This window comes from Legionella fairfieldensis ATCC 49588 (assembly GCF_000621525.1).
Classification (GTDB): domain Bacteria; phylum Pseudomonadota; class Gammaproteobacteria; order Legionellales; family Legionellaceae; genus Tatlockia; species Tatlockia fairfieldensis.
On sequence record NZ_JHYC01000007.1, the window covers coordinates 99,299 to 117,308 of the forward strand.

Here is an 18,010-nt window from a genome sequence, read left to right on the forward strand (position 1 = left end):
TTGCTCCGATGATTGATTGGACATACACTCATTTTCGTGTGTTTATGCGCCTTATCATGCCTCATGCTCTTTTATATACTGATATGCAAACCGTGGGCGCTATTAATAATAATCCTGGCCGTGCCCTTGCTTTTCATCCCAGTGAGCATCCTCTTGCCTTGCAGATTGGTGGCTCGGATCTGGAAAGTCTCGTCCATTGTGCAAAAATTGCCGAAGAAAAAGGGTTTGCCGAAGTTAATTTAAATTTGGGCTGCCCCAGTGACAAAGTGCAGGCAGGGCGCTTTGGCGCCTGTTTAATGGCAGAACCGGAACATGTAGCTGATTGTATTTTAGCCATGAAAAAAGCAGCGTCCATTCCGGTTACTGCAAAAACAAGAATTGGTATTGATAACCAGGACAGTTATGCGTTTTTTTCGTCGTTTGCTCATCGTTTAATTGATGCAGGCTGCGATAAACTGATTGTCCATGCCCGCAAGGCATGGTTGCATGGGTTAAATCCTAAACAAAATCGTACTATCCCCCCTGTACATTATGATTTTGTCTATAAAATTAAAGAAGAATTTCCGGATATACCTGTTGTTATTAATGGAAATATTAACACCCTTACTGAAATTAAACAGCATGTAGAGTATGTTGATGGCGTAATGCTGGGACGTTTAGCTTGCCAAAATCCTTATCTTTTAGCGACCATTCACCATTACTTTTATCCAGCTACTTTAATTCGCTCTCGTTACGCTATTTTATGTGACTATATTAACTACATGCAATTCCAGTACGAAAAAGGAGTTTCCTTAAGTTTATTGTTAAAGCCGTTGTTTAATTTTGCTCATGGTTTATCAGGGGCAAAGCGATGGAAAGAACACTTGCTGCAAGTACAACAGACAAAAAAAATCCAGCTATTGAAGATAGCGACAGAGATATTAGGCGAAATAGAATCCCCAAGCAAAACAGAGTCATGGTATTTTTAGCAAAATTCTAGTAAATTAAGCGGTTTTAAAGCTGAATTCTCAAGAGGATTATCCAAGGCTATGCTAAATACGTTGATGAAAAAAATGTTTGGTAGTCGTAATGAACGCACTTTGCGACGCATGGAAAAAACAGTAGCGACCATTAATGCCTTTGAATCAGAGATGCAAGCGCTTGGCAACGAGGAATTGGCTGCTAAAACCGCACAGTTTAAAGCACGCTTTGCCGAGGGTGAAACTTTAGATGAATTATTACCGGAAGTATTTGCTCTGGTGCGTGAAGTAGCTTTACGAACTTTAGGGCTGCGACATTTTGATGTCCAGTTGATAGGTGGTATGGTCTTGCACGAAGGCAATATTGCCGAGATGCGGACTGGAGAAGGAAAAACGCTGGTGGCTACGCTGCCGGCCTGCTTGAATGCCATTAGTGGCAGGGGAGTACACGTTGTTACCGTTAATGATTATCTCGCCAAACGGGATAGCCAATGGATGAAACCTATCTTTGAATTCCTGGGTCTCAGTGTGGGAGTCATTTATCCTGATATGCCGCATGGCGAAAAACAGGCTGCTTACAAGGCGGATATTGTTTATGGAACCAACAATGAATTTGGTTTTGACTATTTGCGTGACAATATGGCGTTTAGTCTGGAAGATAAAGTCCAGCGTGAATTAAATTTTGCCATTGTTGACGAAGTAGATTCCATTCTAATCGACGAAGCCCGAACTCCTCTCATTATTTCTGGTGCTGCCGAAGGCAGTTCCGAACTTTATGTCAAAGTCAACCAGTTAATACCTCACCTGACTAAACAGGTGGAAGAGGGAGACAATGGCGATTATACCATTGACGAAAAGCAAAAACAGGCTCATTTAACCGAATCAGGACATCAGCATATTGAAGAACTTCTAACAAAGGCAAATTTGCTGGCTCCGGGCGAAAGTTTATATCATGCCAGCAATATCATGTTAATGCATCATGTTAATGCAGCCCTTAAAGGACATGCCATGTTTCATCGTGATGTTGACTATATTGTAAAAGACAATCAGGTCATTATTGTTGACGAACATACAGGCCGTACCATGCCAGGCAGACGCTGGTCGGAAGGGTTGCACCAGGCTATAGAAGCCAAGGAAGGTGTTACTATCCAACAGGAAAATCAGACTTTAGCGTCTATTACTTTCCAGAACTATTTCAGGCTTTATAATAAACTGTCGGGTATGACAGGAACCGCTGATACCGAAGCCTATGAATTTCAGCAAATTTATAATCTGGAAGTTGTTGTTATTCCAACGAACAAACTTATGAGGCGTAAAGATCAACCTGATTTGGTTTATCTCACCCAGCAAGATAAATATCAGGCAATCATTGAAGATGTGCGTGATTGTGTTGCCCGTAAACAGCCCGTTCTGGTGGGAACAGCGTCCATTGAAGCTTCAGAGTTACTTAGTCAGTTATTAAAAAAAGCCGGCGTTAAACATCAGGTTCTAAACGCCAAATTTCATGAAAAAGAAGCGCAGATTATTGCTGAAGCAGGACGCCCCGGTGTAGTAACTATTGCTACTAATATGGCAGGTCGGGGTACTGATATTGTGTTAGGTGGAAGTCTTTCTACTGAATTGGCAGCCCTGCCCGAAGAAGCGACAGAAGCGGAACATGAAATAGTAAAAAAAGATTGGCAAACACGACATGATGCTGTATTAAAAGCCGGAGGATTGCGAATTATTGGCTCTGAACGTCATGAATCACGCCGTATTGATAATCAGCTTCGCGGTCGCGCAGGACGTCAGGGTGACGATGGCAGCAGCCGTTTTTATCTATCTCTTGAAGATAATTTGATGCGAATTTTTGCCTCTGAGCGGGTGGCATCCATGATGCGTCGCTTAGGTATGCAGCCTGGTGAGCCCATTGAACATACGCTGGTAACCAAGGCAATTGAAAACGCGCAACGTAAATTGGAAGGTTATCATTTTGATGTGCGCAAACAACTTCTTGATTATGATAATGTGGCAAATGATCAGCGGAAAGTGATTTATACACAACGGGCAGCCATTATGGGAATGAGTGATCCCCAGGAAGTTGTAGAAGGGATGCGAGAAGAAGTTATTGATAAATTAACTGATACTTTTATTCCTCCTCATAGTCTTGAAGATCAATGGGATGCACAGGGACTTTCGCAAGCCTTGTTGGAAGACTTTCAAATTAAAGCGGATATCAAACAATGGATAGAGGATGACCATGCTATTCAGCCTGAGCAGATTAAAGAAAAAATATTTGCATTGTGTGTAAGTCGTTATATGGATAAACAAAAGCTGGCAGGACGAGAAGTTATAGCTCAATTTGAGAAGTCAGTTATCCTGCAAACCATGGATAATCATTGGAGAGAACACTTGGCTTCCATGGATTATTTGCGCCAGGGAATTCATCTGCGTGGTTATGCACAGAAAGATCCCAAGCAAGAATATAAACGAGAGGCATTTTCTTTATTTAAAGCGATGCTTGATAATATGAAGTACGATATTATTCGTTTACTTAGTTCAGTTGAAGTACAAACAGCAGAGGATGTGAATGCTGTTGAAGAGCAACGCCGTGCTGACCAGGCACACAAGATGCAATTTCTCCATGAGGATGAAGCGATTACTGAATCGACTCCTCAAAATTCAGAGATTACTTTTAGACGTACTGAAAAAAAAATCGGACGTAATGATCCCTGTCCTTGCGGATCAGGTAAAAAATACAAAAGTTGCCATGGAAGCCTGGCATGAAAGTAGCTGTTGCAGTTATTTTTAATGCAGAAAAGCACGTATTAATTACACGTCGAGCAGCACATGCCACTCATGGTGGCATGTGGGAATTTCCCGGCGGAAAGCTGGAACCCGATGAGTCGCCTTCTTCAGCTTTAATCAGAGAAATTAAGGAAGAAGTTGATATTGACATACTTGATTATCTGTTTTTGGGAGAAGTAACTCATCAATACAATGACAAATTGGTACATTTGCTCATTTTTAGCGTGTATAATTACCTGGGAAAAGCAAGATGCTGCGAGTCACAAACAGAACTTCGCTGGGTTAAAGTCAATGAGCTTAATCATTATGATTTTCCTGAAGCAAACAATCGAATTATTGCATTGCTAAATGCTCATTGTAGATAACAAGTTTTACATAATGTAACTGTTCAGGACAATTGCGTAGCTTGATACCAAGCTTTAAACTTACTTTTTACTGTCAGAAATTGTAAGCGCTCACTGGATATGCAAATTTTCTCTGCCAGACTTTGTTCCATGACTCGTCTTTCCCGCCTGTGCGCGGGAAAGACATTGACGTTATATACTTCTTAATTACATACTCCGTGAACACTCACCAGGAATTTGACTCCCTTCTCCCTTGAGGGAGAAGGGTTGGGGATGAGGGTGCCTGTGCGGGAAAGAGACAGCTTGAAGCTGTGGCACAAGTTCCTTCTTAAGTTGACGACATTACTACCTCACTTATGTCATTCTTCTCTTCGCTCGCTGTTTCAGTATCTAATATAGAAGTGGCACTAAACATTCTAAATCTGGAAGGCTCGCATATCTTTTGATGGGAATAAGTTTCAACGATGCTAATAAATTGTTTTTTATCAAGAGAGTCAAACTTGTAACATTCCTTGACTATTTTATCTACATTTTTTATTGAACAATGAAGCGCCTCAATTATTGCTTGTAATTCTTTTTTCGCCTCATCATTCTGATTATTGGCATCTTTAGGACGATAAATTTTGTGTTCATATAATATGTTTCTTAGAAGAGCACTGATACACTGTGCTTTATCGGGTGCTTTATCAAACAATTGAATAGTGTCAGCATTTAACAGACCCCAACCTTCAAACCAAAGAGTAGGCTGGTATATGATTATGAAAAACTCCCCTCGCATAGTGAAGTAATCGCGTTTTATTATTTGCTTTATTAATATAACTTATAAACTCTTCAAGTTCTTTTGGGGAATCCAGACATTCTCGACCATGACCACCTTCAGAAAAAGTGTAAAATATTAAATCCAAATTAGAGTATGCTTCTTCATTTAATTTTGAAAAACATTCCTGGACGCAAATATATTTTTCCAGGACTACTTTTAATTGTTCTTTTGGTTTCTCTAAATTTAATGGGGATAAAGAAATAAGATGTTGTTGCAATCGCTCTTCTTCCGAAATGGATTTAGCAGGTTCACCAAACTCATGTATAAATATATCCTCACTAATTATTTTGGTTTGAGTACCATGCTTATCAAAAGTTTGAGTCATTATCAGGCTAAATAGCTGTCTATCAAATTCGTTTTTTGTCATAAAATTCCCTATTTATTAATATATACTGAGAGTAGGTCTGAGTGAGCACAAGAACGTTAGCATTTATAACGTTCTTGTCAAGAGTTTCTGGCAAATTAATCATCGTTATCAAGTCGTGCATGGAACACTTATCTCGTCTACTTTAATAGATAACTCTTTTTCTGACTCGTCCCCATAAAGAGGAACTTGCAGTAAAAATTCATTGACATTATGTTTAACCACTTCTTTGAAACAACCAGTACGTTCAAATACTTTTCGTTGCCGCTCAGAACTGGTGCCACGGTCAATCATGGTTTGAAGAATAGAAAAATAGTTTTGATAATCAAGTTTCTCAATATAAGGTTGTAATTTCTCAAACCATTCCTGAAGGTCTTCTCGCATTAGTTTTATTTTACCATCAGTATTCATGACTAATTCAGCATTGAGACCATAACGCATTGCTCTCCACTTGTTTTCTCGAGAAAGCCAATAGGGTGGGCAAGCTACTGACTCCAGCCAACTTCCATTGTCACTAAACCAATGGGCAAGCGTATGAATGAGAGCCACAATTGCCAAGGTTTCGGATAATGTCGCTGCTCCATCACAAACCCGAATTTCTAAAGTGCCAAAACCGGGACTTGGTCTCAAATCCCACCATAAATCTTTAAGTGATTTGATAGATCCACATAATTTTAGTGTTTTGTATAAATGTTCAAAATCCTGCCATTTTCGTACATGATAAGGTTGACCAGCAGTGGGCAATGATTCATAGGTAGTCGGACGGCAGGATGAAAGACCAGTATCTATTCCTTGCCAAAAAGGGGAGCTTGAGGACAAAGCTAATAAATGGGGTAGAAAATACATAAAAAAATTATTAAAACGAATACACTCTTCACCACTGGACATACCCAGATGAACATGTAACCCATAAACGCTCATACGCCGAGTAAGCCATTGATTACGATCTATTAATTCCTGGTACCGTTTGGTAGAAGAAATAATCCAATCGGAATATCTGGAAAAAGGATGAGAGCCAGTTGTTGCAAACTGAATACCCATATCCTTTGTAGTAAGTTGCAATGAACTCAGGGTTTGATAAAGATCGTCCTCAACAGAATGTACTGTGTTACATTTATCTGTATTAATTTCTATCGTGCTTAAATAGAATTCAGGTTTGATTTTGTCAAGAAGGGCAGTTTTTTGCAATATTTCTTCGGCTCGAGAACATAAATTATAAGTTGAAGCATCAATTAATTGCAGTTCAATTTCGACTCCTAATGTAAGCACGCCATTACTACGAAAATAAATTTCCTCTTCATCTGCTGATGGTGTATCAGGATAATCATTAGATGTTAATAAAGATTCGTTGGATTGATTCTGCATTACTTAAATTCTTCTATTTTATTGTTATTGACAGTCCTCTTGCTATAAATTTGATGTCTCAAAAAACTTCCTCTCTATTACAAACAGGTCTATTTAAAAGCTTCTCATAGTTGTATTGAATAACTGCTATAATTTGCAGATAAATTAATTTTGTCATGTTAATAGCAACAGCGGTCAATTTCAACCTTTGCTCCGCCAAACGCCACTTACCAAGCCACATCAACCCTTAAAAATCTTTGTTAACCTATGAATAAAAGCCATTTTGTGGAATAATTATTACCCAATTGCGATAATAATTGTCTATTTACATGAAAATAAAAGCATTTTTCTTAATAATCTCTATTTTTTTTCCTTTTCTTTTATATGCCAGTACCGAAACTTGTCCTTTATCAAGCGGTATTAATGTATACACTACAAAACGTATTTTAACGATTTGTAAACAGGGCGCTGTTATTAAAACGTTTAAAGTGGCTCTTGGATACAAAGGGGTGGGTAAAAAACGGGCGGGGGACAATAAAACACCAATTGGTTTATATAGGTTAGCTCATCCAAGAAAATCCACTCAATTTAAAATGTTTATTCCAATTCTTTATCCGACTTCAAAACAATTAGCCGCAGGGTATACAGGTAGAGATGTAGGTATCCATGGGCCAACTCAATCATCAAGTTGGTTTCGTTGGGTAAACAATTTACCTGGCTCTACACGCGGATGCATTGCTGTTGGCAAAAATAATCACATTGAGTATGTAGCTAATTGGGTTAAAGAGAATCCCGGCGCTAAAATTTTAATTATATAGAGTGGCCTGAATAGTCTCACTATGAAACTTGCAAGTTGCAAAAAAGTAAAAAAGTAAAAAGATTGAATGTTGTGATTAACATTTCCTTAATACTTTTTGTTTATAATTTAAAGCAATTTAAATGTAACGGGATTAGTTATGCCTAAGATTTATAATGCCCCAAAACCAAAATATAGCAGCTGGGAATGGTTTAAGTTTATTGCAATTCGGACTATTTTCCCTCCTGTTTTATTGTGGGATTTAATACAATTCGGGGTGAATAAATTACTTAATGAGAATGAATCGCTTAATAATTTGGTGATTAAATTGGTACTGCCGGCAGCACAAAATAAGAGCTTTGATGAGTGTGGTATCTTCGATGATACTGTTACAAATTATAATGGAGACGATCTAACTTGTGAAAAACATGAAGTAATTACTTATGATAAAGCACATTTAGATACATTCGAAATAAAGCATAATTCACAAGAAAATATTGTTCCTAAATATCAAAAATATATTATCAATTTGGTTGGGAACAGTATGTGTTATGAACAAATCATTAATACTATGAAAAAAGATGCGATAGCTCTCCAGGCTAATGTCGTTGGATTTAACTTTCGTAGTGTAGGTCAAAGTACGGGCAAAGTTAAATCAAGAGATGATTTAATTGCAGATGGTATTGCTCAAGTACAACGATTATTAGATCAGGGTGTTTCACCACAAAATATTACCCTGAAAGGCCATTCTCTTGGTGCAGGTATAGCCTCTTTAGTGGCACAACACTTTCATCAACTGGGGCAACCTGTTAATCTGTTTAATAGTCGATCTTTCTCTAGTATGACTAATGTTTTAGTAGGATACTTGCGTCTAAAGCACAAAATAGGTCATAAAGAGAGTATCGGAAGGATAATACTTGGATGGTTGGTTAAACCTTTCATTAAATTGTTTGTTGTTTTAGCTAAATGGGAAATTAATGCAGGCAGTGCATTTAAAAGCATTCCTGCAGCATATAAGGACTACATAGTAGTTAGATCGAAAAAAGAAATAAGAGGTCATCGTATTGATGATCCTGTAATTCCCCATTATGCATCTATCCATAAAGAGCTTACTTCAGAAAGACGGAAGAAAAAGGCGAAGATTGATGAAGAAATTGCACATTTAGAGGATATAATTCAAAAAGCTGATCCACTCACTAAATCAGAGTTGGCTGATGCAAGAAGGGCTTTATTTAAAGCTAGATTAAAAATTAAAAGCGATAGGAAAATGGGGACTAGTACACAAGATGCTAATGGCCACAATTCAGGCTGGAATGAATTACATAATCGAGCAGGTAAGAGCGCGGAGGCTTTCTTTAGAGAATTTGTTCAAAGAACACAAGAAGATCATGCTGTAAAAAGTGTGCCAGAAATAAATTGGCCTAGCGTTCCGGAACTTGCGCCCTGATGCAAAAATCTAAAATATCAGATTGGAAAATCCCTTATAGCATCTTGTGCATCAGCCAAGCTTAATTTTGAATAAATTTCCAGCGAGTCTCTTTTCACATGTCCAGAGTAAGGTTGAATAAAAGCATCATCAATATTTTTTTTCTTAAGCCAAGTAAACAAAAAATGCCTTAATTTATGAGGTGAGATCGATCGCTCGATACCAGCGAGCTTAGTATACCTCATAAGAATTTTTCTAATTCCGCGATCAGTATAATGGCGGCGAAATCCTGACTCAAATAGAAAAAGTCTATTTTCATTTTTATATTGTTTTATATGAAGCGCCAACGTTTCTTTAAATGCTGGTGAAAAAGGCACAACTCTATCTTTTTTACCTTTGCCCTGATTAATTTTTATTCGGCAATTAGTTAAATCAACATCGACTAATTGTATGTTGATTAATTCACTCACTCTTATTCCTGTATAAAGCAAAACTTTAACGATAAGCATAGGAACAATATCGTGAGACTCCCAAACTGTTTTATAAAAAAGTCTGATTTCCTCTTCAGTGGGCACATAAGGTAAACGCTTGGGTGTTGTGGTTAAGGTTTTCTCTTACAAACCGAAACACGTCTCGAAGATAATCATAGTTAGGGTTCTGTGCCTTAAGCAAAGTTGAAACTTTTTGAGCCATTTTCTTAGCTGATATTTGTTCCATTATGCTGCCACCTTATAATGAAAGCGATTATGGTATTCTGAAATCAAATTTTGAAAATAGGCTGAAAATTGCGTTGAGTCGCTATATCTCTTCTAATCTAATCTTAAATAATGCATTTGCTACTTTACTTAGTGCATTTTTTAAATTGTCAGTCGATAAAAAATAGTTTTTAATATGTCGAAGCTGGCGCTCATTGACATGGGCATTCCCAGCACACATGTGTTTTAATCCAACGTTTTTTAGATATGGATGACATAGAATAAGAAATAAATGCGATGAAAAAGAATTATTTTATACAAGGGGTGGTCTTTCTTGTTTTAGCACAAACCAATGAAGGATTTATGAAATGAGTATATCTTATGAAGAGTTTGAGAAAGTAGATTTAAGATCAGGAACAATTATTAAAGCAGAAGAATTCTCACGTGCGAAAAAACCTAGCTTTAAAATATGGGCGGATTTTGGAGAAGAGTTAGGAGTCTTACAAACTTCAGCACAGGTAACCCAACATTATACATGTAAATCACTTATAGGTCGCTCTATTGTAGGATGTGTCAATCTTGGTGAAAAAAATATTGCTGGGTTTAGTTCTCAATTTTTATTAGTTGGTTTCTCTGATGAAAATGGAGCTATTTGCCTGATTACTATTGATCCTAAGGTGCCTAATGGAAAAAAGCTTCATTAAAATGAACATTGTCATTAAAGTCGGAACTCAAAGCATTTTATCAAATGATGGGACACCATTTGAACCTATTATGCTTCATTTAGTTGAACAGATTGCCGAACTACAAAAAGTTGGTCATCATGTTGTATTAGTAAGCTCAGGCGCTGTTGCTTCTGGTCGAAAAGTCGCAAGCCAATTTCTTGGTCGTCAATATGGCGGTTCAATAGGAGAAAAACAAGTTCTAGCGTCATTAGGGCAATATGAGTTGATGCACGTTTACGCCTCTATGTTAAAAAAGCATAACATGCTTGCATCTCAATTGTTACTTACAAAACAAGATTTTCAAACGAGACAGCACTATTTGAATATTTCGAGATTACTTCGTGAAATTCTAGATCATAGAAATATTGTGCCTATTATCAATGAGAATGATAGCGTTGCTATTGAAGAGCTGATGTTTACTGATAATGATGAACTATCAGGTCTTATCGCAACGATGATAAATGCTGATAAACTAATTATTTTGAGTAATGTTGAAGGTGTTTATACCAAACATCCTAATGAGGCTGGCTCAGAATTAATTTCAATGATTAATCCAAAGCATGATTGGCCTGAAGTTTCTACTGTAAAAAGTCTTCATGGCAGAGGTGGAATGATTAGCAAGCTTGGAACGGCTCGAAAAATGTCCAATCTTGGAGTAACAACGCACATAGCGAGCATTAATCATCCTTCAGTGATTATGCGCATCCTCAAAGACGAAGCTTTGGGTACAACTATTTTGCCTACTAAAAAAAGGTCAAATATAAAAAGATGGATTGCTTATAGCGAACAAAAGACAGGATCAATTACGATAAACTCCTGTTTAGTAAACATTATAAAAGAGAATAAACGAATTATTAGCATCTTACCTGTTGGAATTGAAAAATCTACTGGTGATTTTAAGCGAGGAGATCTGATAGAAATACTGACACCAAATGATGAAAAAATAGGGATTGGCCTTGCAAAATATGATGTGGCTAAACTCAATGAGTATTTAGGTCAATCATCAAAGCCTGAATTTATTCATTATGATCATTTACATATTTTTTAAGGGATTTTCATGATTGAAGAAATCGTTAAAAAACTTAAAGCAACTAAAAAAGCCAGTTATGGTTTAAGATTTATTGATGAAGAAGAACAGAATAAAGTATTATTAAATCTAGCAAATCGATTACGGAAATCTGTCAATGAAGTAATTGAGGAAAACAAAAAAGACTTAGAATTGATTAATAAAGAAGATCCTAAGTACGATCGTTTGCTCTTATCTAAAGAGCGAATTGAGGCAATGGCAGCTGATATTGAAACAGTGGCTTCCTTGCCCCATTCAAAAACAAAAATTCTAGATCAAAAAAAACTTCCTAATGGCCTAATTATTCAGAAAGTTTCTGTTCCATTAGGAGTTGTTGCTATTATTTATGAATCACGCCCTAATGTAACTATTGATGCTTTTGCTTTATGCTTTAAAACAGGCAATGCTTGTGTTTTGAAAGGTGGAAAAGAAGCCTACCATACTAATCTGTTTTTAGTTTCATTGATTCACCAAGTCCTACATGAGCATGATATCAATGAAGCTATTGTTTATTTATTGCCATTAGGACGAGAAGCCACTCATATTCTTTTGAAAGCCAATCAATTCGTAGATGTTTGTATTCCAAGGGGAAGCCAATCATTAATCAATTTTGTACGTGAACATGCAAGAATACCTTTTATTGAAACAGGTGCCGGCATTGTTCATATTTATTTTGATCAAAGTGGTGATATAGAAGACGGTTGTTTAATCATTGATAATGCTAAAACAAGAAGAGTGAGTGTTTGCAATGCACTCGATATATTAGTTATTCATAAAGATCGATTGGTTGATTTACCATTAATAGTAAAATCACTTGCCAATAAACAGGTTGAAATTTTTGCAGATAAACTGAGTTACCAGGCAATTAAAGCGTTTTATCCCCAAAAGTTACTTCACAAAGCAACACCCGATGATTTTGGTCAGGAATTTTTATCTTATAAAATGGCGATAAAAACAGTTGCTTCGGTAGAAGAAGCAGTGAGTCATATTATGGAGCATAGTTCGGGTCATAGCGAAGCGATTGTTGCTGAAGATCAAGCAGTCATTGGTTATTTTCTAGATCATATTGATGCTGCAGCTGTTTATGTTAATGCTTCGACGGCATTTACCGATGGTGGACAATTTGGAATGGGCGCTGAAATAGGAATTAGTACGCAAAAATTGCACGCTCGTGGACCTATGTCTTTAGATGCTTTAACCAGCTATAAATGGGTTGTTTTTGGTGAGGGTCATATTAGGCCTTAATGTGGTGGAATTTATGTCACATCAAGTGTTAAAAATGGCTATGGCAACATTGCAAAAGCTATTGCCAAAAGTTTATCTAACAGTGATCGTTACCAATAACATACACCTTCAACGCTTATTAAAAGACTGTTACCAGTCCTAAAATATGCTAAACTACAAATGTAGCATATTAAAATAAAAGTAGTATAACATTACAATGGTGGTTATCATGGGCATTCCAATTAGAATTAATGAATCAATTTATAATGACGCGAAGAAGGTTGCATCAGCGGAATTTCGTTCTATTCCCAATCAAATAGAGTATTGGGCTAAATTAGGGAAATGCGCCTTAGATAATCCTGATTTGCCTGTAGAGTTTATAAGGGATGTGCTCCTTTCTAAACTACAGGATAAATCATTGGCAGAACCATTTTATTTTAAAGACAAAAGTGAGTGATATTCAAATTAGGCAAATGCCAGCCTTTAAAAAGGCTTACAAAAAGTTGGCAAATACTCATAAAATGGCTGTGAATAATGCTATCCATGCAATAGCTAACGATCCCGGTATAGGTGAAGAAAAAAAGGGGGATTTATCTGGGGTGTATGTTTATAAATTCAAAATTAACCATCAGCAAATGCTGTTGGCATATGAATGGGATTGTGAAAACAGAATTCTATTGGCTCTTGGAGTCCATGAAAGCTTTTATCGTGATCTTAAAAGAAAATAGTAAATCATGGAGGTTTAAAAGTGGGCAGAAAAACAGTGTGTCGCGTTCTTTTTTGTTTCATACGTGAACTATGACCAATTTAAAATTGGTTTTGAACAAGGAATTGTTTTATGTTTATTTGCACGTTCCTTTTTCTACTATATAGAAGGAAAGGATGCAAAATTATTGCCCCCATATGACGGTACTGAATATACAACAACAATGAATTGAAGAGAGGTGGCTGTAATAGCGTTACTGCTAATAAGTGCAATTATCGGAAGCGATGAAATGGCATTGAGAAGATAATTAATATGCATAAGCAAAACCAGATTGAAGAACTATAATTGTAACAGAGGCAACCATGGCAGGAACTATTGTGAATCACAGCGAAGAAACCCGATTTGCTCTTATGGAGCAGTCTATGAACCATATGACTCAATCTTTACAGAGACTTGAAATTAAAATTGATCAACAGTTTGAAAAAGTTGATCGAGACATTAAAGACGTAAAGCAAGACGTCAAAGAGGTTCAAAAAGAACTAAAAGGGGAGATCCGCAGCAATTTCTTTTGGACTTTAGGTCTAATTGGCACGGTATTTGCGGTGATGGCTCACGGATTGCATTGGTTTTAATCAAGCAATGACAGCCACCCGATTCATGCTGATAAAGCAACCGTCCTTCATTCCAGGAGGGCAGTCTGCATCCATGACGTTATACCAGGGAACTTTTGAGTAGGTGTTAAATCTAAACCGGTTTAAATCCTCATTCTCAAGAACAGAAACTCCATCTGAGTTGTGCTCCACTTTAATCACTGTCTTAGGGTGTTGCTCATGAGGAAAGAACAACTGAGTTCCTTCAATCACTTGATACACGTATACCCATTCTATTTCACTGGGTGGATATATAGGGTGTTTTGTTTTATCAAAATGAATCAGGTTCATACAGCAGCCTAATAAAAACAGTGTAGCTCAACAGTTCAGAATGTGAATGGTACAGTTCACAATGCGAATACATATCAATATTCTCTTCAGGAGTTTATGAATAAATGGGGGATAGAATACGAATTGGAAAAAGAATCCACCCAGTTTGATGAAAATGATTTAACGCAAAATAGAAATGAACTTAATCAAGCTTATTATGCATATGATGAATATCGAGAAGAGCACACCGACCCCACACCAGTTAAGTCTGATTATTTCGATAATCAGACCGTATTTAATAGGTGAGTTTACAATGAAACAATGAAAAAGGGGTTTAACGAGTATCAGGATAACCTCGTAGATATTCAAGGGAAAGCAATGTCGAATGAAGATCAAATCGATGCCCGTTGGTTAAAAAAGAATATTATGTCGCAATCACTGCCGAATGGACTTTGTTCTTTACCTTTAACACAACAAAAATGCCCTCATGCAAATGCATGCTTGACTTGTACCCACTTTAGAACCTCAAAACAATATTTACCTCAGCATAAGAATCAATTAATAGAAACAAATAAACTAATTGAGAATGCAAAGCAAAATGGTTGGAAACGCATTGAGGAACCGATAAATTTGCTTTTTCTAAAAATCTCTCACTGGATTTACCTTCAAAAAGCGGCCCTTCGCGGTAGAGGATATCGCCTTTACTATTATGAAATAAAATACCTGACCAAGAATGATTAATAATAAAAGGCAAGATTAATGCTTTTTCTTTATCACTATTAGCATGATTATAAGTTTCTAGTGTTTGTAAAAAGGAAACTTTTTTTGAAGTCGATTGTTCAAATGCTTTCTCCAGCAATGCATAGTGCTCTTTTAGAAGATCTGGTTGATCTTTAATGAGTTTAAGCGAGAGAATAAGAATTTTATCGCTATCATTAATTATGTATTGCTCGGCAAGCCCCAATTCCATAGCAGCAATAGTCCACGAAGCACAACCAGAAAAAGGCTCTATGCAACGCTTATATTTTTTTCCATCATTATTAAATTGAATAATTGAAAAATGTTCTTTAAGCCAACTGCTATCAGGATGCATATGGCCAGATGTATCAGGCAGACTTAAAAAACGATTCCCAAGGTAATGTCAAGGACCACCATAGTTTTTATTAAATTGAACAGAATTCATATGTTTTCCTGAGAACTAACAAGCCAAATAGTTTAATGAAAAATGAGTATCAAAATTATCACGGCCAACACTTCTTGAGTGAGGCTTTATATTAACCTCAATATCCTGGTTAAGCAAAATCAAGAAAGTGATCAGCTTGTCAATTGAAAAGCCAGATAATTGGCCTCTAGATAGCCTGGATACTTTCGGCTGATCAATTCCCAAAAGCTTTGCTGTTTCAATTTGAGTAAGGCTTTTCTCGGCAACAACTCTATTAATAACCATAGCAAACTTAGCTTTTAGCAAATGTTCGTCTGCATCACGATAACCCAAATCCTGGAAAACATTTCCAGATGATTTTGTAAATTTTAACTCTTCAGAATCACTCATAGTTCACCTCTTTGTAAGGCCATTTTTAGTTGCTTCAACCTGGTTTCAATGATATTTAAATCAGGCTTAGGTATTTTAATACCAGATTTTGATTTTTTCTGGAATGCGTGCAGGACGTATAAACAATCATCAAGATTTACTACATAAACAGCCCTATAAGCATCTGTATTAAAATCGCTCACAATTTCATAAACACCAGAACCATGCCCTTTAAACATTTTCATTGTTGAATAAGTGTTTCCCATTTGAGCACAATGTAATGCATAACCTATTTCATCTTGTACTTCATCAGGAAATGATTTTAAATCATCTAGGCTTCGACCAAGCCACACTAATTCTTTCACAACTAATCCTGTATATTGATATAATATGCCAAAAATAGCATAATTTCAAGATTGAAGCAATATAGGTAATTAATTATCAACTAACTTATTGAACAATAGAAATAAAATAAATAGAATATGCGTTGTGCACGTTCTATACGGTTTATCTAAAGTTCTTTTAATCTATATAATCAGACTTAATGTAAGAAGTGTAGTTAATGTAACTTAAGTGATTTGTTCAAATAAACATCAAAAAATTTTCTTATAATGATTTTGAGAGTCATGCATGAGAGTTTAATTTAAATGTTTAAATACGACATTGCTTGATCAATGATCATTATTTATCTCAGTGACCAGATACGAATGTATCAGGCGCTTTATTGACCCTTTTATCGTTTTTTATTTACATTCTGGGGTTCGCTTCCATGATCCTGAATATTTTCGGTGGCAGGAAAATTTTTAAAGAGGCCATTGTTTATTAATAAACTTGCTTTATCCCATAAAAAATAACCGCTATAAACGATCCCGGCACCCGCTGCAACGCGAGCAGTGTCTTCTACCATTGATTTAGATGCTTGAAATAAAATAGAATACAGGCGTCTGCTGAACATATTTATCTGTCCTTAATTGGATGGCGTGACTTTAAGTTCCATTATTGTACAATAAATTAGATTGTATATCCATTTTTGACTGGCTGTTCATGATGTTGTGATTGCCCACAGCAGCAAGAAGCTGGTTGCATGCCACAATCTCTGGGTAACCGGACAAGACGCCGTACGTAGACCTCATTAAAAGTTAAGGCTAATTTGAATTTTTTGTCCAGCACAAAGATTTTTTAATTAATAGTGCCTTTTATTAATATTTTGTTAATAAAAATTGGTTAAATTAATTAAAAACAAAACATATTATAAGTAATTAATTATGCAAGAACCTCAAAAAGCTAATAGAAATTCAGATGAGAGTCGTAATAATCAGCTAATAACACCTTCTCTGGCCAATTTATCTGCTAAAACAGCCATTATTTCTTTTTCTGTTTCCGTTGCTACCCAGCCATTTCAAGCCAAATTAAATCGAATGCAATTTCCATCAGCGGTAAGTAGCGGGCTTTTTCGCAGCATGTATCGAGGTTTTTTGCCTCATGCAATTGCAGGCCAACAACGGGGGGTTGTAACTGTAACAGCCAAACAGACGAACTCTAATCGGGAAGTAGCAAATGAAGGATCAGGAGAGAAAGAACTACCTGTTAAACAACGTTGGCTTGGGACATTCCTGTTTTCTCAAGCTGACCTATTGTTAGCTAATGCTCTAAATAGCAAATCCAAGATGGAAAGCACAGGTATTATTCCCAAAACTAATTTTAAATGGTTTTTAACCCACTATTTAAAACTAACGAGCTTAACCTGGGGATCTCGTTCCATAGCAGGCTTTATTAATTTTGCTGCTATAGGTTTTGTAGGAGATTACATCAGTTCATTTTATAAATTTAACAATGATTTTTATAACAAATTGCTGGGTGGAGCAACTGCTGGTGCTATAACTACATTTTTTACAACCATTCCTAACTCGTATGCGGACAAAAAAATACTCGCATCAAAAATGGAAAATGGACGTTTATTAACGACAACATCTTTTTCTATGTTTCAAAGTATAAAATCGCATGTAACTAACACGGGTGTGAAAGAAGCATTATTAACATTTATAAAAGTGAATTACTTGAAAGAATCTTTAGTAAGATGCCCTCAGGCTGCTTTAACTTTTAGTATTATTTTCGGCCTTGATAATTTAATAGGGCCTGAGCCATTAAAAAAAATATGGCCTGGAAAAATTGAAGACATTGACTCTGAAAAATTAAATACTCCTTAGCATATAGAGCCATTTTTTCACGATGCAAAGCGTTTTGCTTATTTGCTCCAGCTCCCTGTTTTAAAGAGGAAGCTACGGAGAATAAATTAAAATTGA

At 36.4% G+C, this 18,010-nt stretch carries 23 protein-coding genes; 13 read left to right on the plus strand and 10 right to left on the minus strand.

All coding sequences use genetic code 11. From position 1 onward, the window contains the following. Nucleotides 1-8 precede the first annotated feature (8 nt). Genes dusA through mutT form a run of 3 tightly spaced genes read left to right on the plus strand, consistent with a single transcriptional unit; the run spans nucleotide 9 to nucleotide 4,111 of the window. Entirely contained in the window at nucleotides 9-968 is a 960-nt protein-coding gene (gene dusA / locus T345_RS0102155) for a tRNA dihydrouridine(20/20a) synthase DusA (RefSeq protein WP_242604554.1), read from the plus strand. A gap of 60 nt (nucleotides 969-1,028) precedes the next feature. Beyond that, on the plus strand, nucleotides 1,029-3,725 hold the full coding sequence (secA, locus tag T345_RS0102160; RefSeq protein ID WP_028387900.1) for a preprotein translocase subunit SecA: 2,697 nt from the start codon (nucleotides 1,029-1,031) through the stop codon (nucleotides 3,723-3,725). Next, a complete protein-coding gene (mutT, locus tag T345_RS0102165) occupies nucleotides 3,722-4,111 on the plus strand; it encodes an 8-oxo-dGTP diphosphatase MutT (protein WP_028387901.1) in 390 nt (129 codons plus the stop codon). The genes secA and mutT overlap by 4 nt, the downstream gene beginning before the upstream one ends. A 307-nt stretch (nucleotides 4,112-4,418) precedes the next feature. On the opposite strand, the gene T345_RS0102175 is transcribed toward mutT, so the two are convergent. The 3 genes from T345_RS0102175 to T345_RS13305 all read right to left on the minus strand — a co-directional run bounded on the left by T345_RS0102175 (nucleotide 4,419) and on the right by T345_RS13305 (nucleotide 6,639). Then, nucleotides 4,419-4,868, minus strand: a complete 450-nt coding sequence (locus T345_RS0102175; protein ID WP_028387902.1) for a hypothetical protein — start codon at nucleotides 4,866-4,868, stop codon at nucleotides 4,419-4,421. Further along, nucleotides 4,819-5,277: a hypothetical protein gene (locus tag T345_RS0102180; RefSeq protein WP_028387903.1), complete on the minus strand. Its 459-nt coding sequence runs from the start codon at nucleotides 5,275-5,277 to the stop codon at nucleotides 4,819-4,821. The genes T345_RS0102175 and T345_RS0102180 overlap by 50 nt, the downstream gene beginning before the upstream one ends. A gap of 108 nt (nucleotides 5,278-5,385) precedes the next feature. Beyond that, the gene (locus T345_RS13305; RefSeq protein ID WP_051555087.1) at nucleotides 5,386-6,639 is read right to left on the minus strand and encodes a carboxylate-amine ligase; all 1,254 of its coding nucleotides are present in this window, start codon (nucleotides 6,637-6,639) and stop codon (nucleotides 5,386-5,388) included. Between the two features lie 308 nt (nucleotides 6,640-6,947). On the opposite strand from T345_RS13305, the gene T345_RS0102195 reads away from it, so the two are divergent. Together T345_RS0102195 and T345_RS0102200 are read left to right on the plus strand one after the other, a co-directional pair. Beyond that, nucleotides 6,948-7,436 carry a L,D-transpeptidase family protein gene (locus T345_RS0102195; RefSeq protein ID WP_028387904.1) on the plus strand — a complete coding sequence of 163 codons (489 nt, stop codon included), beginning with the start codon at nucleotides 6,948-6,950 and terminating at the stop codon, nucleotides 7,434-7,436. A 138-nt stretch (nucleotides 7,437-7,574) separates the two neighbouring features. Continuing rightward, on the plus strand, nucleotides 7,575-8,861 hold the full coding sequence (locus T345_RS0102200; RefSeq protein ID WP_028387905.1) for a lipase family protein: 1,287 nt from the start codon (nucleotides 7,575-7,577) through the stop codon (nucleotides 8,859-8,861). 17 nt (nucleotides 8,862-8,878) lie between these two features. On the opposite strand, the gene T345_RS13310 is transcribed toward T345_RS0102200, so the two are convergent. After that, the gene (locus T345_RS13310; protein WP_207385039.1) at nucleotides 8,879-9,415 is read right to left on the minus strand and encodes a tyrosine-type recombinase/integrase; all 537 of its coding nucleotides are present in this window, start codon (nucleotides 9,413-9,415) and stop codon (nucleotides 8,879-8,881) included. A 223-nt stretch (nucleotides 9,416-9,638) separates the two neighbouring features. Next, a complete protein-coding gene (locus T345_RS15545; RefSeq protein ID WP_423202083.1) occupies nucleotides 9,639-9,818 on the minus strand; it encodes a Tn3 family transposase in 180 nt (59 codons plus the stop codon). Nucleotides 9,819-9,903: 85 nt separating this feature from the next. Between T345_RS15545 and T345_RS0102215 the strand changes: the two genes are divergently transcribed. The 6 genes from T345_RS0102215 to T345_RS0102240 all read left to right on the plus strand — a co-directional run bounded on the left by T345_RS0102215 (nucleotide 9,904) and on the right by T345_RS0102240 (nucleotide 13,888). Further along, nucleotides 9,904-10,239 (plus strand): tRNA-binding protein, encoded by a 336-nt coding sequence (locus T345_RS0102215; RefSeq protein ID WP_028387906.1) that lies wholly within the window; start codon nucleotides 9,904-9,906, stop codon nucleotides 10,237-10,239. 1 nt (nucleotide 10,240) lies between these two features. Next, nucleotides 10,241-11,308 (plus strand): glutamate 5-kinase, encoded by a 1,068-nt coding sequence (proB, locus tag T345_RS0102220; RefSeq protein WP_028387907.1) that lies wholly within the window; start codon nucleotides 10,241-10,243, stop codon nucleotides 11,306-11,308. A 9-nt stretch (nucleotides 11,309-11,317) separates the two neighbouring features. Further along, nucleotides 11,318-12,571 (plus strand): glutamate-5-semialdehyde dehydrogenase, encoded by a 1,254-nt coding sequence (locus tag T345_RS0102225; protein ID WP_028387908.1) that lies wholly within the window; start codon nucleotides 11,318-11,320, stop codon nucleotides 12,569-12,571. Between the two features lie 208 nt (nucleotides 12,572-12,779). Continuing rightward, entirely contained in the window at nucleotides 12,780-13,007 is a 228-nt protein-coding gene (locus tag T345_RS0102230; RefSeq protein ID WP_028387909.1) for a TA system antitoxin ParD family protein, read from the plus strand. Then, nucleotides 13,000-13,278, plus strand: coding sequence for a type II toxin-antitoxin system RelE/ParE family toxin (locus T345_RS0102235; RefSeq protein WP_028387910.1), 279 nt, complete (start codon nucleotides 13,000-13,002; stop codon nucleotides 13,276-13,278). Before T345_RS0102230 ends, T345_RS0102235 begins: the two co-directional genes overlap by 8 nt. 340 nt (nucleotides 13,279-13,618) lie before the next feature. After that, the gene (locus T345_RS0102240) at nucleotides 13,619-13,888 is read left to right on the plus strand and encodes a DUF2951 family protein (protein WP_028387911.1); all 270 of its coding nucleotides are present in this window, start codon (nucleotides 13,619-13,621) and stop codon (nucleotides 13,886-13,888) included. Here T345_RS0102240 and T345_RS0102245 read toward each other — a convergent pair whose 3' ends face one another. Further along, entirely contained in the window at nucleotides 13,889-14,197 is a 309-nt protein-coding gene (locus tag T345_RS0102245) for a hypothetical protein (RefSeq protein WP_028387912.1), read from the minus strand. A gap of 96 nt (nucleotides 14,198-14,293) precedes the next feature. Here T345_RS0102245 and T345_RS0102250 point away from each other — a divergent pair, with 96 nt between their 5' ends. Then, on the plus strand, nucleotides 14,294-14,482 hold the full coding sequence (locus T345_RS0102250; protein WP_028387913.1) for a hypothetical protein: 189 nt from the start codon (nucleotides 14,294-14,296) through the stop codon (nucleotides 14,480-14,482). Nucleotides 14,483-14,693: 211 nt separating this feature from the next. Here T345_RS0102250 and T345_RS13315 read toward each other — a convergent pair whose 3' ends face one another. The 4 genes from T345_RS13315 to T345_RS0102270 all read right to left on the minus strand — a co-directional run bounded on the left by T345_RS13315 (nucleotide 14,694) and on the right by T345_RS0102270 (nucleotide 16,662). Then, nucleotides 14,694-15,269, minus strand: a complete 576-nt coding sequence (locus tag T345_RS13315; RefSeq protein ID WP_051555088.1) for a DNA adenine methylase — start codon at nucleotides 15,267-15,269, stop codon at nucleotides 14,694-14,696. A gap of 105 nt (nucleotides 15,270-15,374) precedes the next feature. Further along, nucleotides 15,375-15,728 carry a helix-turn-helix domain-containing protein gene (locus T345_RS13320; RefSeq protein ID WP_051555089.1) on the minus strand — a complete coding sequence of 118 codons (354 nt, stop codon included), beginning with the start codon at nucleotides 15,726-15,728 and terminating at the stop codon, nucleotides 15,375-15,377. Then, entirely contained in the window at nucleotides 15,725-16,072 is a 348-nt protein-coding gene (locus T345_RS0102265) for a type II toxin-antitoxin system RelE/ParE family toxin (RefSeq protein WP_028387914.1), read from the minus strand. The genes T345_RS13320 and T345_RS0102265 overlap by 4 nt, the downstream gene beginning before the upstream one ends. Nucleotides 16,073-16,440: 368 nt before the next feature. Continuing rightward, nucleotides 16,441-16,662 (minus strand): hypothetical protein, encoded by a 222-nt coding sequence (locus T345_RS0102270; RefSeq protein WP_028387915.1) that lies wholly within the window; start codon nucleotides 16,660-16,662, stop codon nucleotides 16,441-16,443. Between the two features lie 310 nt (nucleotides 16,663-16,972). On the opposite strand from T345_RS0102270, the gene T345_RS0102275 reads away from it, so the two are divergent. Next, the gene (locus tag T345_RS0102275) at nucleotides 16,973-17,914 is read left to right on the plus strand and encodes a hypothetical protein (protein WP_028387916.1); all 942 of its coding nucleotides are present in this window, start codon (nucleotides 16,973-16,975) and stop codon (nucleotides 17,912-17,914) included. Nucleotides 17,915-18,010 lie beyond the last annotated feature (96 nt).